The 16889-nt window shown below is 69.2% G+C and carries 15 protein-coding genes and 1 tRNA gene; 8 read left to right on the top strand and 8 right to left on the bottom strand.

Translation table 11 applies throughout. The features are described from left to right. The first annotated feature begins 24 nt into the window (after window positions 1-24). Complete coding sequence (manD, locus tag IPV10_RS07205) at window positions 25-1251, top strand: D-mannonate dehydratase ManD (RefSeq protein WP_207482150.1); 1227 nt, start codon at window positions 25-27, stop codon at window positions 1249-1251. Window positions 1252-1370: 119 nt separating this feature from the next. Here manD and IPV10_RS07200 read toward each other — a convergent pair whose 3' ends face one another. The 5 genes from IPV10_RS07200 to IPV10_RS07180 form a co-directional block, all read right to left on the bottom strand. Then, complete coding sequence (locus tag IPV10_RS07200) at window positions 1371-1814, bottom strand: SRPBCC family protein (RefSeq protein ID WP_207482148.1); 444 nt, start codon at window positions 1812-1814, stop codon at window positions 1371-1373. Between the two features lie 84 nt (window positions 1815-1898). Next, a complete protein-coding gene (locus IPV10_RS07195; protein ID WP_207482142.1) occupies window positions 1899-2804 on the bottom strand; it encodes a carbohydrate ABC transporter permease in 906 nt (301 codons plus the stop codon). Beyond that, window positions 2804-3742, bottom strand: coding sequence for a carbohydrate ABC transporter permease (locus IPV10_RS07190; RefSeq protein ID WP_207482140.1), 939 nt, complete (start codon window positions 3740-3742; stop codon window positions 2804-2806). The genes IPV10_RS07195 and IPV10_RS07190 overlap by 1 nt, the downstream gene beginning before the upstream one ends. Before the next feature lies 1 nt (window position 3743). Continuing rightward, window positions 3744-5027: an ABC transporter substrate-binding protein gene (locus IPV10_RS07185; protein ID WP_207482138.1), complete on the bottom strand. Its 1284-nt coding sequence runs from the start codon at window positions 5025-5027 to the stop codon at window positions 3744-3746. Window positions 5028-5068: 41 nt separating this feature from the next. Beyond that, window positions 5069-7237: an alpha-galactosidase gene (locus IPV10_RS07180; protein ID WP_207482129.1), complete on the bottom strand. Its 2169-nt coding sequence runs from the start codon at window positions 7235-7237 to the stop codon at window positions 5069-5071. A 98-nt stretch (window positions 7238-7335) separates the two neighbouring features. Here IPV10_RS07180 and IPV10_RS07175 point away from each other — a divergent pair, with 98 nt between their 5' ends. Beyond that, window positions 7336-8445 carry an ROK family transcriptional regulator gene (locus IPV10_RS07175; RefSeq protein WP_207482116.1) on the top strand — a complete coding sequence of 370 codons (1110 nt, stop codon included), beginning with the start codon at window positions 7336-7338 and terminating at the stop codon, window positions 8443-8445. Window positions 8446-8451: 6 nt separating this feature from the next. Here the strand turns inward: IPV10_RS07175 and IPV10_RS07170 are convergent, their stop codons facing one another. The 3 genes from IPV10_RS07170 to IPV10_RS07160 form a co-directional block, all read right to left on the bottom strand. Next, window positions 8452-8682 (bottom strand): hypothetical protein, encoded by a 231-nt coding sequence (locus tag IPV10_RS07170; protein ID WP_207482115.1) that lies wholly within the window; start codon window positions 8680-8682, stop codon window positions 8452-8454. 162 nt (window positions 8683-8844) lie between these two features. Further along, window positions 8845-9399 carry a DUF1508 domain-containing protein gene (locus IPV10_RS07165; RefSeq protein ID WP_207482113.1) on the bottom strand — a complete coding sequence of 185 codons (555 nt, stop codon included), beginning with the start codon at window positions 9397-9399 and terminating at the stop codon, window positions 8845-8847. Between the two features lie 76 nt (window positions 9400-9475). Further along, window positions 9476-9558 (bottom strand) — tRNA-Leu (locus IPV10_RS07160). Between the two features lie 156 nt (window positions 9559-9714). Here IPV10_RS07160 and IPV10_RS07155 point away from each other — a divergent pair. From IPV10_RS07155 to IPV10_RS07130, 6 genes are read left to right on the top strand one after another with little or no spacing between them, the layout of a single operon-like run. Next, window positions 9715-10443 (top strand): DUF3662 and FHA domain-containing protein, encoded by a 729-nt coding sequence (locus tag IPV10_RS07155; RefSeq protein ID WP_207482111.1) that lies wholly within the window; start codon window positions 9715-9717, stop codon window positions 10441-10443. Then, window positions 10440-10961: an FHA domain-containing protein gene (locus IPV10_RS07150; protein ID WP_207482109.1), complete on the top strand. Its 522-nt coding sequence runs from the start codon at window positions 10440-10442 to the stop codon at window positions 10959-10961. The genes IPV10_RS07155 and IPV10_RS07150 overlap by 4 nt, the downstream gene beginning before the upstream one ends. 7 nt (window positions 10962-10968) lie before the next feature. Then, window positions 10969-12285 (top strand): PP2C family serine/threonine-protein phosphatase, encoded by a 1317-nt coding sequence (locus tag IPV10_RS07145; protein ID WP_207482102.1) that lies wholly within the window; start codon window positions 10969-10971, stop codon window positions 12283-12285. Beyond that, on the top strand, window positions 12282-13667 hold the full coding sequence (locus IPV10_RS07140) for an FtsW/RodA/SpoVE family cell cycle protein (protein ID WP_207482095.1): 1386 nt from the start codon (window positions 12282-12284) through the stop codon (window positions 13665-13667). The genes IPV10_RS07145 and IPV10_RS07140 overlap by 4 nt, the downstream gene beginning before the upstream one ends. 2 nt (window positions 13668-13669) lie before the next feature. Continuing rightward, complete coding sequence (locus IPV10_RS07135) at window positions 13670-15121, top strand: penicillin-binding protein 2 (RefSeq protein WP_207482087.1); 1452 nt, start codon at window positions 13670-13672, stop codon at window positions 15119-15121. Further along, entirely contained in the window at window positions 15118-16845 is a 1728-nt protein-coding gene (locus tag IPV10_RS07130; protein WP_207482085.1) for a serine/threonine-protein kinase, read from the top strand. Before IPV10_RS07135 ends, IPV10_RS07130 begins: the two co-directional genes overlap by 4 nt. The last annotated feature ends 44 nt before the right edge of the window (window positions 16846-16889 follow it).

The raw sequence follows: 16889 nt of genomic DNA, 5'->3' as shown, positions 1-16889 counted from the left end.
CGACCCGCACTTCAGGAGAACGACATGACCATCGAGATCGCCGACGTCATCATCACCAGCCCAGGGCGCAACTTCGTCACGCTCAAGATCACGACCTCCGACGGCATCGTCGGCCTGGGTGACGCGACCCTCAACGGTCGTGAGCTCGCCGTCGCCTCTTACCTCTCCGACCATGTCGCCTCGATGCTCATCGGCCGCGACGAGGACCGCATCGAGGACACCTGGCAGTTCCTCTACCGGGGCCCCTACTGGCGCCGCGGCCCGGTCACGATGGCGGCGATCGCCGCGGTCGACATGGCGCTGTGGGACATCAAGGCCAAGAAGGCCGGGATGCCGCTGTACCAGCTGCTCGGCGGCGCCAGCCGCGAAGGCGTCCGCGTCTACGCGCACGCCTCCGGCACCGACTACGCCGCCCTCAAGAACGCGATCACCGGATACCAGGAGCTGGGCTTCACCGCCGTCCGCGTGCAGACCGGCGTTCCGGGCCTCGGCCAGATCTACGGCGTCTCCGCGGCAGGGCCCGGCGTGCGCTACGACTACGAGCCCGCCAAGCGCTCAGGCGACCGGCCGAGCGAAGAGACCTGGGACACCCGCAACTACCTCAGTCACATGCCCGGGATCTTCTCGCAGATCCGCGAGGACTTCGGCACGGACCTGCGCCTCCTGCACGACGGACACCACCGGATGTCGCCGATCGAGGCCGCACGCTTCGCGAAGGACATCGAGCCCTACGATCTCTTCTGGCTCGAGGACTGCACCCCGGGTGAAGATCAGACTGCGCTGCGCCTGGTGCGCCAGCACTCGACGACGCCGCTCGCGATCGGCGAGGTCTTCAACTCGGTGTTCGACTACCAGACGCTGATCACCGAGCGCCTGATCGACTACGTGCGCTCCGCGGTCACCCACACCGGCGGCATCACGGCCACGAAGAAGCTTCTCGACTTCGCCGCGATCTACGGCATCAAGTCCGGCATCCACGGTCCCACCGACATCTCGCCGGTCGGCATGGCCGCGGCCCTGCACCTCGACCTGGCGATCCACAACTTCGGCATCCAGGAGTACATGCCCCACAACGAGCAGACGCTCGAGGTGTTCCAGACGTCGTTCACGCTCGACCAGGGCTTCCTGCACCCCGGCGACCGGCCCGGTCTCGGTGTCGAACTCGACGAGGATGCCGCGGCAGGCCATGAGTACACCAAGGCCTATCTGCCGGTGAACCGCCTCCTCGACGGCACCGTGCACGACTGGTGAGGATCCTCACGCACGTGCGACGCCCTCGGCAATGCGGGTCCCTGATCGGCCGCAGCGAGCTGCGCGACTGGGAGCGCCAGTTCAAGAAGAACTCGGGGGAGTAGCTGGCCGACCCGGCGTCACTCCGATCCGGCGCGCCCCTCGGCGAGATAGGCGAGCCGGTGCAGGGTCTCGGAATTGCGCCAGCGCAGGATCGGCGTGGTGATCAGTCGCGGCAGGAGTGCGGCCGGCCCCTTCACCGGCTCCTCATCGATGCGGACGAGGCACCCTTGGCCGTGCGGGCGGACGCGGAACGACACCTCCGCCTCGCCGAGTGGCCATCCCCGTGCTCGAAGGACCGCGCGATGCGGCGGGTCCCACACCTCCACCCGCGTCGTGTCGTCGAGGAGAGCCGGCCACACGCCGACGGAGTGGTGCAGTGCCGCGCCGGGGTGCGGCCACGTTCCTCCCACGTTGCGCATGCGGGAGGCTCCGACGACCCAGCCCGGGTACAGCCAGCCGTTCGCGAGCACCCGGAACACGTCGTCCGGCGTGCATTCCATCGCGCGGATGTTGGTCGCCATGTCGCCTCATTTCCCGCACCATGGTGCGGGTCGGCAGTCACGTCGTGCGAGGTGCTTGACAATCGGCGGTGGCGCGCGGCGCGGTCATTTGATCGATCCTCTGGTGACCCCGGAGATCACCCAGCGCTGCGAGAAGATGTACACGATGAGAAGAGGCGCCATCGCCATCAGGTAGGAGGCGAAGGCGACCGTGTAGTCGGTGTTGTACTGCCCTTGCAGCACGTACTGCGCGAGCGGCAGCGTGCGGGCGCCGGGGTCGGTGAGCACCACGAGCGGCAGGATGAAGTCGTTCCACGCCCACACGCAGGTGAGGATGCCGACCGTGGCGTTCATCGGCGTGAGCAGCGGGAAGATCACCTGCCAGAACACGCGCCACGTCGACGCGCCGTCCATCCGCGCGGCCTCCTCGAGCTCGATCGGGATCGAGCGGATGTAGGCCGAGTAGATGAACACGTTCAGCGACAGCCCGTAGATCGTGTACAGGATGATCACGCCGACCTGATTGTCCAGGCCGAACATGGCCGTCTGCTTCACCAGCGGCAGCATGATGATCGGGAACGGGATGAACAGGGCCGCGAGCAGGTAGTAGAAGACGCCCTTGAAGAACGGCCGGTGCATGTTCCTCGCCAGCGCGTAGGCGGCGATCGAACTCGTGAACATCGTGAAGACCACCGAGCCGACGGTGATCAGCGCCGTGTTCATCAGCGCCTGGGGGAACAGTGTGCGCTCCCAGGCCTCGGCGAAGTTCTCCCAGCGGACCGGGTTCGGCCATTCGAAGCCGGTGCCGCTGACGAGCTGGTCGGGTGTCTTGAGCGCGACGACGACCGCGAGATACAGCGGGATCAGCACCGTGAGCGCGCACACCGCGATCACGGCGGTCGCCCACCAGCTGGTGCGGCGGGTGTCGTCGTCACGGTCGGCGCTGCCGCGGCGGCGTCGTCCCGCCGTGACGATGGACGTGGTGGACGTGGTGGGGGCTGCGACAGACATCAGACATCCGCCTCTCGGCGCTGGAGTACTCGGAACTGCAGGAGGGAGACGATCGTGATCACGATGAAGAAGATCACCGCGTTGGCCGTCTGGTAGGCGAACTCGCCGCCGGCGTAGCCGCCCTTGAAGATCAGCATCGTCACCGACTCGGTGGCCGTGCCGGGCCCGCCGTTAGTGAGGGCGACGATCGGATCGAACACCTGCAGGTACCCCTTCAGGCTCAGCACGACGTTGATCGTGAAGAAGGCGCTGATCAGGGGGAAGGTGATCGCCCAGAACTGCCGCCAGCTCGACGCGCCGTCCAGCGATGCCGCCTCGTACAGCTCCGACGGGATCGTCTGCAGTCCCGACAGGTAGATGATGATCGTGAAGGCGCACCCCTGCCAGACCGCGAGTGTCACGATCGCCAGCCACGCCCAGTCCGGGTTGGACAGGATGTTGTCGGCGATCAGCGGGATGCCTGGCAGCAGCTTCGGCAGCGAGTTCGTGAACAGGTACTGGAACACGTACCCGATGACGAGCATCGCGAGCACGTACGGCACGAAGTAGACGCCGCGGAAGAAGTTCCGCGCCTTGATCTTCGCGTTCAGCCCCATCGCGATCGCGAGGGAGATCGCGTTCGTGAGGATCGTGGCGGCGATCGCGAACAGGAACGAGAAGCCGTAGGCGCCCCAGACCCGGTCGTCCTTGAACAGGTTGAGGTAGTTCGAGATGCCGACGAAGTTCCAGTCACCGTAGCCCGCGTAGTTCGTGAAGCTGAAGATCACGCCGACGAGCATGGGCACGGTGTGGAACGCGGCGAACGCGATGACGGCCGGCCAGATCATCCAGTAGTACGCCGAGAGTGCACGCGGCGTGGTGGTTCGGATGCGGTCGGCACGGGCGCGGCGGGTGCCGCCGGATGCCGATGACCGCACCGCTTCGGTGAGGGTGCTCATGTCAGTCCTCCTTCACGGGGATGGTGCGGGCGGCGATCTTGCGCCACTCGTTGTCGAGCGTGGCGAGCGTAGAATCCGCGTCGCCGGTGAAGATCGCCTCCTGCACGAACTCCGCGAGCGGGATGCCCGGGGGGATCTGGTGATCGAGGAAGCCGGTGATCCGGCCCTCGTCGAAGAACGGCTTGACCGACTGCAGGGCGAGGTCGTCGCTGAGCTCGGCACCCTCGACCGCGGGGATCATGTTCTGCGAGGACGCGAACTCCTCGATCACGTCGGGACGGAACATGAACTCGATGAAACGCAGCGCCTCCTCGCGGTGCGGGGTGTTGCGGCCCATCGTGACGGTGACGTCGACGCCTGAGACGATCACCCTGTCCTGTTCGGCATCCGTCGGGTACGGGAAGATCGCGGCGTTCATGCCGGGGTCGACCTGCTTGATGCCGTTGACGGCCCAGATGCCCTGCAGCAGCATGGCGGCCTCGCCGCGCGCGAAGGCGGCGTTGCCGTCGTCGTAGGTCGCCCCGCGGAAGCCCTCCTGCGCATAGGAGTACAACTGCAGCTCACGGGCGAGCGGCTCGGCGAAGTCCTGCCCGAACGAGGCGGGGGAGTCGGGGCCGACATCCTCCCCCTCGGCGCGCATCTCGTCGAAGAACCCGTCCTGGACCGCATAGGCGCCGAGACCGTTGAACGAGGGAACAGAGGTCCACGAATCGGCGAGGGTCGCGTAGATCGGCTGGATGCCGGCGGCCTTCAGCGTCTCGCAGGCCGCGATGAGCTCGTCCCAGGTCTCGGGAACCTCGATGCCCTGCTCGGCGAAGATGTCGGCGTTGTAGATGATGCCGTTGGCGTTGTTCACATAGCCGAGGCTGTTCACCTCGCCGTCCTTGTTGCCGAGGTCGGCGAGGATCTCCTGCACGGCCGGATTGATGGTGTCGAGCACCGGCTCGTCGCTGAAGTCGTAGAACACCCCGGCCTGTGCGAGGCGGCCGAAGTTGCCGTTGCCGTTCAGGGTGATGACGTCGGGCGCCTTGTCCTTCACGAGCAGCGTGCGGATGATGGTGTCGGCGTCCGCCACCTGATTCTGCACGACATCGATGTCGGGGTTCTCGGCCTCGAACCGCTCGATGATGACCTCGAAGTCCTCGCGGGCCTCGCCTTTGAACTGGAAGAAGTTCAGCGTCGTGACACCGGGATCGCTCCCCGCCGAACAGCCTCCCAGCGTCCCGGCGAGCACGGCGACGACGATCGCCGCGACGGCTCCCCGGAGCGGATGGATGGATCTCATATCTTGCGCCTCCTTGCGCTCGACGACCGGCGTCCGGTCGGTCAGTTCTCTTCGGTCAGCTCCACGACGGTGACCCTGCCCGGGTGCTGCACCGGCGGGCGGATGCCGGTCACGGCGAGCTGCCGCCCGGTGAGGACGACGCCGTGCTGCGCCCAGCGGAGCGCCGACTGCCCGGCGTCCTCCCTCTCGCCTGCCGGCGCCACGACGCGCACGCGGTAGCGCCTGACCGGGTCGAGTGCGGGGATCCGCACCCGGCCGGCGGGATAGGCGATCGAGGTCGTGGCCTGCGTGATCGTGAAGAAGGCCTGCGCACCGTCGGCCGCGACGATGCCGCGGACATCGATGCCGGCATCCGCGCCGTCCACGTGCACCACGCGGCCTGTGGCGACGACCGGGCGGATGCGCTTGGCGAAGGCGACCCAGGCGCGGATGCTCTCGCGGTCGGCGTCTGTCTCGCGACTGATGTCGCGCTCGATGCCGAAGTGCCCGAACGCGGCGATCGCCGCGCTGAGGTCGAGGTCGGTCGCGCGCCCCGTGGAGTGCACCACGGCGCTGGTGACGTGCGCGCCCATGAGCTCGGGCGACACGACGAGTCCCGTGTAGCGCTGGATGTCGAGGCGCTCGAGCGGGTCGATGCAGTCGCTGGTCCAGATGCGGTCGGTGCGGTCGAGGATGCCGAGGTCGACGCGGGCGCCGCCGGAGGCGCAGCTCTCGATCTCGAGGCCCGGATGCTGCGCTTTCAGCTCGTCGAGCAGACGGTACAGCGCGAGCGTGTGCGCGTGCACGTGGGATCCGCCGCCCGGTCCGGTTCCGGCGTCGACGAGGTCGCGGTTGTGGTCCCACTTCAGGTACGCGATCGGGTACTCGTCGAGCAGCGCATGCAGGCGGGCGGCGATGTGCGCGTACGCCTCGGGGTTCGCCAGGTCCAGCACCTGTTGCTGACGGGCGACCGGCGGCAGGTCTAGGCGAGAGCGCAGGATCCAGTCCGGATGCTCCCGGGAGAGGTCGCTGTCGGGGTTCACCATCTCCGGCTCCACCCAGAGGCCGAACTCCATGCCGAGCGCGCGGACATGGTCCACCAGCGGATGCAGGCCGCGCGGCCATACGGTGGTGTCGACGTGCCAGTCCCCGAGGCCTGCGGTGTCGTCGCGACGGCCGTGGAACCAGCCGTCGTCGAGGACGAATCGCTCGACGCCGACCTCGGCCGCGGCATCCGCCAGCGCCGTCAGCCGGTCGAGATCGTGATCGAAGTAGACGGCCTCCCAGGTATTGAGGGTGATCGGCCGCGGGCGACGCGGATGCTGCGGGCGGGCGCGGAGCTCGTCGTGGAACCGCCAGGACAGCTCGTTCAGCCCCTCGCCCCACGACCCGATGACCCACGGCGTCGTCACGGCGGCACCGGGTTCGAGGATGATCTCGCCCGGGGCGTAGAGCTCGCCGCCGGCGAGGAAGGCCTCCCCGGTCGTCACCCGTTCGGCCAGCACCGTGTGGCCGCCGCTCCATGCGACATGGATGCCGTGCACGCGGCCTCGCTCGAAACCGAAGCCCGGGCGACCGGCGCAGAGCAGGAGCGTGGCGTCGGCGCCGGGGCGGCCGCGGCGGCTCTCGCGGAGATACGTGCCGAAGGTGGCGTCGTGGCGCTGCGGCGAGCGCTCGCGCAGGTGGCGACCGGTGGTGTCGAGGATCTCGGTCGCGTCCCACGGGACCGGGAAGGATGCCGCGAGCCGCTGCACCGTGTAGGCGCTCGAGCCGCTGTTGCGGAGCGTGACGCGCTGATGGAGCAGGCCCGAGACGCCGAGCTTCAGCTCGACGGTGGCGGCGAGGCGGGACTCCTCGTCGGCGAGGGAGATGCTGGCGCGGTCATCGGTCGCGTCGACGCCGGCGAGGGTCCATCGGGCGCTGGTGCCCTGTCCGCTGCGGTGCCCCTCGATGCCGGGCGTGCCCAGCCAGCCGTGCGCCGGCGTGGGGAGCACGGAGAGGACGGGCGCGACGTCGAGGCCGCCGGAGACGCGCTGCGGGGCCGCGGCGAGCGCAAGGCCCTCGAGGGTCTGCGGATCGGCGTCGCCGAGATCCTCGCCCCAGTGCACGATCACGGGCGGGGAGGTCATCTCGAGGACGACGCTGGTGCCGCCGCGGCGGAGGTGCAGGACTCGGGGTGAGCGCCCCTCACCCGTGACGGACGCTTCGCTGCTCACATCGGTGGAATGCATTAATAAGTTTTAGCACGGAATCAATAGGGGCGTCAATGGCATCCTCGAGCCGTGCCATCGGTGCTTTATATGCCAGGATGAAACAAATGGGGAGGCTCATGAAAACCGGCACCGAGGCCACCGTCGCCCGCACCGTCCTCATCCACGGTCCGATCTCTCGCTCCGCGCTCGCCGTGCGCCTCGGCATGTCACCCGCGAGCCTGACCAGGCTGACGAAGCCGTTCGTCGACCGCGGCATCCTCATCGAGCTGGACGATGTCGTCGACGGCGTCGGCCGGCCGTCGCGTCCGCTCGACGTGTCGCCGGGCGTCGGCGCGTTCCTCGGCGTGAAGCTCACGGCGAGCGACGCGCACGTCGTGCTCACGGATGTGCGGGCGCAGCTGCTCGGCGAGGTCGTGCTGCCGCTGGAATCGCATGAGCCCAGCACCGTCGTCGGCACGATCGTCGATGCCATGGGCCGCCTGGTCGGCGACGGCGCCCGCCCGGCGGGCATCGGGATCAGCGTCGGTGGCGTGACCGACGGCATCAGCGTCGTCTGGGGTCCGTACCTGGAGTGGGAGGGTGTGCCGCTCGGCGAGCTCGTGACTGCCGCGACCGGGCTGCCAGTGCGCATCGAGAACGACGTGATCGCGCTCACCGAGGCCGAGCGCTGGTTCGGTGTCGTCCGCGGCGTCGAGGGCTTCACCGTGGTCACGATCGGCGTCGGCGTCGGCTACGGGGTCGTGTCCGGTGGAGAAGTCGTCCGCAACGTCGACTCGGGCGTCAGCCTCGCCGCGCACATCCCGCTCGAGCCGCACGGGCCGCTCTGCCCCGAGGGCCATCGCGGCTGCGCGCAGGCGATGCTCGGATCCGGGTCGATCGCGGCGCAGGCGACGGCCGCCCTGCAGCGACCGGTGGGGTACGACGAGGTGCTCTCGCTGGCGGTCGAGGGCGACCCGGCCGCCTCGGCGATCGTCGACGCGAGCGCGCGCGCCCTCGGCCGGCTGATCGCCCTGTCGGCGAACCTCACGCTGCATGCCGACGTCGTGCTCGCCGGCGAGGGCATGGGCCTGTTCGCGATCGCCGAGGATGCGGTGCGGGCGGCGATCGTCGCACTGCGCGACCCGCGGGCGTCGGAGGTGCGGCTGCACGTCGATGACAGCGGCTTCACCGCCTGGGCGCGGGGAGCCGCCGCCGTGGCGGTCCAGGACGCGTTCGAGCGGATGTGAGCGGCGTCACTCGACGGTGTCGCGGAGGTCCTCCGGGGGATCGGTGACGGGGAGATCTGGTTCGCCCTCCGGCCCGAGATCCCCCTGGCCGTCCTCCCCGAGCTCGGCCTCCTGCGGCTCCTCACCCTGCGTCTCCGGCTGCTCGGCATCCGCCGGGAGCGTCTCGTCGGAGAAGTCCTGGGCGGGCAGGTCGGGCAGAGGGGCCTGGCTGTTGACGAATGCGTCCGGATTCGACATGGGTGCTCCTGTCAGTGCTCCTGTCACGGCGGTGAGCCTTCAGCATCCGTCCGCCCCGTCCGGTGCGCACGGGCGTTGACAGGAGCGGACCGGCGGGGTAGCCCGCGGCGCTATCGCGTCAGGCCAGCCCCGCCGATGGTCCGCGCAGCGCCGCGCAGAAGCTCACGGTTCGACGCCGCCCAGCTCACGGCGCACGAGCTGCAGCGCCTGCAGCGCCGCGTTCTCAGTCGGATGGCCTCCGCTTTCCGCAAGCACCTCGCCGTCGGCCGCGGTCAGACGCCATCGATGCGCACCGGCCCCGTCGCGGTACACCTCGAACCTGCCCTTCGGCCCGGATGACGCGTGCTCCAGCTCGCTCGCGACATCCCGGTCGCCGATCCCGCCGATCACGGTGCTGCGCACCTCGGACGCCGTGCTCCCCGGCGCCGGCGACAGGGAGGCCAGCACGCTCGCAGCCGTGGCACGATCCTCGTCCGTCGCCCATTCGGCTCGGGAGAGGGTGCCGATGAGGACGAGGCCGGCCGCGGCCTCCCGCGCGTCCGCGCTGAGCGCCTGGGCGAGGGCCTGCTGGTACCTCCGCGCCCACTCCTGGCGCGCCTCGGCGGCGCGCTGACTGTGCCTCATCATCAGGAAGCTGACGATCGACCAGACGAGTCCCAGTCCGGCGACGCCGGCCGCGATGACGGCGGCGATGAGGGTGGCGGCGGAGTCGGTCACGTTCCTCACCCTAGCGACGGGGATGGACGCACACACGAAGAAGGCCCGGTCATCAGACCGGGCCTTCTTGTCACTGTGCGCGAGGGGGGACTCGAACCCCCACGTCCTTGCGAACACTGGCACCTGAAGCCAGCGCGTCTACCATTCCGCCACTCGCGCGAGCGTCTCGCTCCGAAGAACTCAACTTTTCGAGGATATCACGCGTTTCGCCCGCCGCCGCATCAGCCCCGATCCCTGCAATACCGCCGCAGGAGGGCGTTCACCCAGGACACCTGGCTACGATGTACCCACCGGTCGGCATGCCAGAGGAGCCCAGTGGGACTACTTGACAGCTTTGAGAAGGGTCTCGAGCGCGCTGTGAACAGCGCCTTCGCGAAGACCTTCCGCAGCGGCATCCAGCCCGTGGAGATCGCCTCCGCCCTGCGGCGGGAGACCGATACCAAGGCGGCTGTGGTGAGCCGCGACCGCATCATCGCGCCCAACAACTACGTGGTGCGTCTCAGCACCGACGACGCGGAGCGGATGCGCGGACTCGGCGGCGCCCTCACCGACGAGCTGCACGCGCTGCTGAACACCCACGCCAAGGCGCAGGGCTACAGCTTCGCCGGGCCCCTCTCGATCTCGCTCGAACCGGACGAGAAGGTCGCCACCGGCACCGTTCACGTGAACTCGGGCACTGTCGAGGGCAGGGTCAGCTGGCAGGCCGTGATCGACGTCGACGGGCGCCGTCACTCGCTCACCCGCGCGCGCACCGTGATCGGGCGCGGATCGGATGCCGACATCACGATCGCGGATGCCGGGTCCAGCCGCAAGCACGTCGAGGTCCTGTGGGACGGCGAGCGCGCCATGATGCGCGACCTCGGCTCGACCAACGGCACCAAGGTGAACGGGCAGAAGCTCCGCGAGGCATCCCTCCCGAGCGACACCACGCTCACGATCGGCCGCACCGACCTCGTGTTCAAGATCATCCCGGTCGCGGCACCCTTCCGCCCGGCCCCGCCTCGCGACGACGATGCGACCCGCGCGTTCGGAGCCATCTCATGAGCACCCCCAGCGAGCTCGTCCTCCTCCTGCTGCGCGTCGGATTCCTCCTGCTGCTGTGGTTCTTCGTGTTCGGCGTCGTCTACTCGCTGCGCGCCGACCTGTTCGGCGTGAAGGTGCGCAAGCTCCCCGCCGAGGCGGCCGCCGCCCCCGTCGCGGCTCCCGCAGCGCCCGCGGCGAAGCCGGCATCCGCGAAGCCAGCGCACACCGGCCCCGCCACGATCGCGACCGCCAAGAAGCTCGTGATCACCTCCGGACCCAAGGCCGGACTCGAGCTCCCGCTCGGCGGCGAGTCCCTGACGATCGGCCGCTCCAGCGAGTCGACGCTCGTGATCCGCGACGACTACACCTCCAGCCACCACGCGCGCCTGCTGCTGCGCGGCGACAGCTGGGCCATCCAGGATCTCGACTCCACCAACGGCACGTTCGTCGCAGGCCAGCGGGTGACCGGCGGCCCCGTCGCGCTCTCGCTCGGCAGCCCGATCAAGGTGGGCGCCACGACCTTCGAGCTGCGAGCCTGACGCCGGCATGGTCTTCGAGGGCTCGAGCGCCGCGATCTCCCACACCGGGAAGGTCCGCTCCAACAACCAGGACTCCGGTTACTCCGGCGCGAACCTGTTCGTCGTCGCCGACGGCATGGGCGGCCACGCGGGCGGCGACGTCGCCTCGAGCATCGCGATCCACCGGATGGAGCCACTCGACCAGCCCTACTCGTCGACGGACGACGCACAGGCGTCGCTGCAGGCCGCGGCCACCACCGCCGCCGGCGACCTGATCCGCGCCGCCAGGGAGCGCCCGGAGCTCGCCGGTCTCGGCACCACGCTCAGCGCCATCATCATGGTCGACGACTACGCGGTCATCGGCCACATCGGCGACTCGCGCATCTATCTCTACCGCGACGACGCGCTCACCCAGATCACCGCCGACCACACCTTCGTGCAGCGGCTCGTCGACTCCGGCCGCATCACGCCGGAGGAGGCCAGGTACCACCCGCGCCGCTCGGTGCTGATGCGCGTGCTCAGCGACATGGACTCCGATCCGGAGCTCGACATGTTCGTGATGCACACCCAGCCGGGCGACCGCTGGCTGCTGTGCTCCGACGGGCTCTCCGGCGTCGTCGACGAGACGCACATCCTGAAGGCGTTCCGGCTGGGCCTCGCCCCCGGCCGCACGACCGACAACCTGCTCAAGCAGGCGCTCGACGGCGGCGCGCCCGACAACGTCACGATCGTCCTGGTGGACGTCGGCGGCCAGCACGCGCTGCACTCCGGCACCGCGACCATCGTCGGCTCCGCCTCGAACCCCGAGAACATCACGGTGCCGCCGGTGCGCACGACCCGCGGCAACTGGCTGCACCCCGTGCGCCAGGCCGCGAACGAGCCGAGCCACTTCGAGCCCGCCCCCGAGTACCTCGAGGAGCTCATCGAGGAGGACCGCCGCCGTGCCAAGCGGCGCCGGCTCGGCTGGATCGCGGCGATGCTCCTCGTGATCGCGACCCTCGCGTTCGCCGGCTTCGCGGCGTACAGCTGGACCCAGACCCGCTATTTCATCGGCGCCGACGAGGACAGCGCGGTGATCTTCCAGGGCGTGCAGCAGAACATCGGCCCGATCACCCTGTCCACGCCGCTGCGTGACACCGACATCCTGCTCGCCGACCTGCCCCCGTACCAGCGCAACTCCGTGGAGCGCACGATCACGGCGCGGTCCCTGGCCGACGCCGAGGCGATCGTGGTGCGGCTGCAGGCCGGCGCCGACGCGGTCACCGGCGAGCAGACCCCGTTGCCGACCCCGCTGCCGACCCCTCTGCCGACGCCCCTCCCGACCCCGACGGGAGATGCCGGATGAGCACCGACGTCACGGCCGACACCAGTGTCATCAAGGCCCTCAGGAAGATGCGGATGCCGCAGACGCAGCGCAACCGCGAGTTCTGGCTGCTCCTGTTCGCCACCGTCATCAGCGGCGCCGCCCTCACCCTGGTGCAGCTCGGCGCGCTCGGCCTGATCGACCCGATGATCCTCGCGATCGGCGGCGGACTCGCCGTGCTCGCGTTCGCCCTGCACTTCGTGCTGCGGGTCGTGGCATCCGACGCCGACCCGTTCGTGCTGCCGATCGCGACCCTGCTCACCGGTCTCGGGATCGCGATGATCTACCGGATCGACATCGCCGAGGCGCTGACCGGCTGGGACGCGTACTCCACGAAGCAGCTGGCCTGGACGGCGATCTCGCTGGCCGGCGCGATCACGCTGGTGATCCTGCTCCGCAACTACCGGGTGCTGTTCCGGTACACCTACATCTTCGGGCTGTCCGGCATCCTGCTGCTGATCCTGCCGTTCGTGCCCGGCCTTCGCATCCCCGACGCCAACGCGCAGGTGTGGGTGTCGCTCGGCGGCATGTTCGCGTTCCAGCCGGGCGAGCTCGCGAAGATCTGCCTGGCGATATTCTTCGCCGGGTACCTCGTGCGCACCCGAGAGAGTCTGACCTCCGTCGGCACGAAGTTCGCCGGCATCACCTGGCCGCGCATGCGCGAGCTCGGACCCGTGCTCGTGGTGTGGGCGATCTCGCTCGGCATCATCGTGATCCAGCGCGACCTCGGCACCGGAACCCTGATCTTCGGCATGTTCGTCGCGATGCTCTACGTCGCCACCGGCAAGACCAGCTGGGTGCTGATCGGCCTCACGCTGGTCGTCGCCGGCGTGCTCGCGGCGACGCAGATCCTCAGCTACGTGCAGGGGCGCTTCACCAACTGGCTCGACGCCTTCAACCCCGAGATCATCGAGCGCGACGGCGGCAGCTACCAGCTCGTCGAGGGCATCTTCGGTCTCGCCCACGGCGGGCTCATCGGCACCGGCTGGGGCCAGGGACGGCCCGACATCACACCCCTCGCGCACAGCGACTACATCATCCCGAGCCTCGGCGAGGAGATCGGCCTGATCGGGCTGTTCGCCATCCTCTGCCTGTACATGGTGTTCGTCAGCCGCGGCATGCGCATCGGGCTCGCGGGACAGGACGACTTCGGCAAGCTGCTGGCGACGGGCCTGTCGTTCACGATCGCGCTGCAGGTGTTCATCATGGTCGGCGGCGTGACCCGCGTCATCCCCCTCACCGGCCTGACGACCCCGTTCCTCGCGGCCGGCGGATCGTCGCTCGTCGCCAACTGGCTCATCGTGGCGCTGCTGCTGCGAATCTCCGACGGCGTGCGCCGTCAGCCGAGGACGGTGATCGGGTAGCCATGACCAAAGAACTCCGCAGGCTCAGCATCGTGATGCTGTTCATGTTCCTGTCCCTGTTCGCAGCGACCAGCTGGATCCAGGTCGTCGAGGCCGACACCCTGGCGCAGAACACCCACAACACGCGCACGCGGCTCGACAGCTACGAGATCCAGCGCGGCTCGATCATCGTCGACGGGGTCGCGATCGCCTCATCGGTGCCGACCGACGACAAGTACAGCTTCCAGCGGGTGTACACGGATGCCGCGATGTGGGCGCCGGTCACCGGGTACTACAACGCGGCCCTGGACTCGCGTACCGGCATCGAACAGGCCCTGAACGCCGACCTCTCCGGCACCGGCTCCAACGCCTTCTTCGCCGAGGTGGAGCGGCTCCTCTCCGGCCAGCCGCAGACCGGCTTCAGCGTCGAGCTGTCGCTGGACGCCGCCGCGCAGCAGGCCGCGTTCGACGCGCTGCAGGGACTCAAGGGCGCGGTCGTCGCGATCGAGCCCAAGACCGGGCGCATCCTCGCGATGGTCTCGACCCCCGGATTCGACACGAACCTGCTCGCCACGCACGACGCGGATGCCGCGAACGCGACGTACGACGCGCTCGAGACCGACCCGCTCAAGCCGCTGTACAACCGGGCGATCGCGGGCGACCTCAACCCTCCCGGCTCGACGTTCAAGGTCCTCGTCGCCGCAGCCGCGTTCGCGTCCGGCGACTTCACGCCCGAGTCGACCCTGCCGAACCCGGCGCGCTACGCGCTCACGCAGTCGCACACGGTCTCCAACGCCTGGGGCGGCACCTGCGGACCCGGCGACACCGTGACGATCGCCGAGGCCCTCCGGCTCAGCTGCAACATCCCGATGGCGGAACTCGCCGTCGAACTCGGTGACGCCGCGATCCGCGAGATGGCTGAGAAGTTCGGCTTCAACATGAGCTTCGACACGCCGCTCTCCTCGACGCCCTCCGGTTACCCCCGGGCGCTCGACGACCCGCAGACGGCACTGACCGGCTTCGGCCAGGGGCAGGTCACCGCGACCCCCCTGCAGATCGCCATGGTGGCGGCCGGTCTCGCGAACGACGGAGTGGTGATGAACCCGCGGATGGTGGATGCCGTGATCGGCAACGACCTGTCGGTGATCCGGTCGTTCGAGAACACCGAGTTCGGTCGGGCGGTGGACGCGACGGTGGCCGATCAGGTGACCGCCGCCATGGTCGCCGGCGTCGCTACGGGTGCGGCCCAGGGTGCAAGAATAGACGGGATCGACGTGGCCGGTAAGACCGGTACTGCAGAGAACGAGAACAAGCCGCATACGTTGTGGTTCACCGGCTTCGCGCCGGCGGACGACCCGGCTGTGGCAGTAGCGGTCCTCGTCGAAGACGGCGGCGGACAGGGGCAGTCCGGAACAGGCGACACCATCGCCGCTCCGATTGCGAAGAAGGTCATAGAGGCGGTGCTGGGCAGATGAGGCCGACGCAGGGTGTGTCGTTCGGTGGTCGCTACGAGCTGCAATCGCGTATTGCGATCGGCGGCATGGGCGAGGTGTGGGAGGCGACGGATCACGTCATCGGACGCACCGTCGCCATCAAGATCCTCAAGGACGAGTACATGGGGGACCCCGGGTTCCTCGAGCGGTTCCGCGCTGAGGCGCGCCACGCCGCACTCGTCAACCACGAAGGGATCGCCAGCGTCTTCGACTACGGCGAGGAGAACGGCAGCGCGTTCCTCGTCATGGAGCTCGTGCCGGGCGAGGCGCTCTCGACCGTGCTCGAGCGCGAAGGCGCCCTGAGCGCCGACAAGACGCTCGACATCGTCGCGCAGACGGCATCCGCTCTGCAGGCCGCTCACGCCGCAGGCCTCGTGCACCGTGACATCAAGCCGGGCAACCTGCTGATCACGCCGGACGGTCGCGTCAAGATCACCGACTTCGGCATCGCGCGCATCGCCGACCAGGTGCCGCTGACCGCGACCGGTCAGGTCATGGGCACCGTGCAGTACCTGTCGCCCGAACAGGCGTCCGGTCACCCGGCATCCCCGGCCACCGACACCTACTCGCTCGGCATCGTCGCGTACGAGTGCCTCGCGGGCAGGCGTCCCTTCACGGGCGAGTCGCAGGTCGCGATCGCGATGGCGCAGATCAACGAGCAGGCGCCCCCGCTTCAGCCGACCGTGCCGATCCCGGTGCAGAACCTGGTGATGGCGATGATCGCCAAGAAGCCGGGCGATCGCCCCTCCTCCTCCGCGACCGTCGCGCGCGCCGCTCAGGCCCTGCGCCGCGGCGATCTGAACTCCGCCGCGATCGCCGTGCCCGCCATCGCGACCGGCGGGATCGCCGGCGACGACGACGCCACCCGCATGCTCACCGGCGTCGCGGGCGAGGACTCGACCCGCATCCTGCCGACGACCGCGCAGCTGCCGACCGAGCAGGACGCGGGCGAGACCGAGAAGAAGAAGCGCAGCGCGTGGACGTGGCCGCTGATCGCGCTGATCGCGCTGCTGCTGGTCGTACTCCTCGGCACGATCTGGGCGCTGACCCAGCAGGGCGACGACGGTGCCGATCCGTCGAGCTCGCCGAGCACCGTCATCACCCCGAGCGAGACCGCGACGGAGCCGCCACCGTCTCCGGATCCGGTCATGGTCGACGTCGATGCGCTCGGCCTCGTCGGCATGCAGTGCGACGCGGCGGCGCAGAGGGCCGTCGACGCCGGGCTCCTGGCCGAGTGCGTGGTCGGCAACACCGTCGCGGCGAACGCCGACCAGGTCGGGACGGTCGAGACTGTGCAGCCAGGCGGCAACGTCCCCGAGGGCACCGCGCTCACCCTGACCACGTACAAGGAGCAGGTGCAGGTCGGAAAGCCGTCCGGCACCCCGACGCTGGCAGGAGTGCCCACCGAGGGCCAGGAGATCACCCTCAACTGGCCGAGCTTCGAGTGCCCCTCCGGAACCCCGGCGCGCTCCGCTTTCGAGGTGACCCTGACGAACGCCACGTTCGCGGGCGGCACCGCCGGCGAGTCGATCCGCTCGTTCGGGCCCAGCGTCCTGTCGACGAGCATCGTCCCCGGTACCGCGGGTCAGAGCATCACGGCCACCTTCCGCGCGTTCTGCGGGGACATGCCGTCGGAGGCGTCCGACCCGATGCCGCAGACGCTGATCCTGCCCGCCGTCGACTCCGGCGGCGAATCCAGCGAGTAGAAGAATCCGCGTCTTAGGCTGAGAGCAGGGTCAACAGGTCATGT

Origin of the sequence: Microbacterium sp. SD291, assembly GCF_017355365.1 — a bacterium.
In the GTDB taxonomy this organism is placed as follows: domain Bacteria; phylum Actinomycetota; class Actinomycetes; order Actinomycetales; family Microbacteriaceae; genus Microbacterium.
Note: the sequence above shows the minus strand (reverse complement) of the source record. Positions and strands in the feature narration are given on the sequence as shown.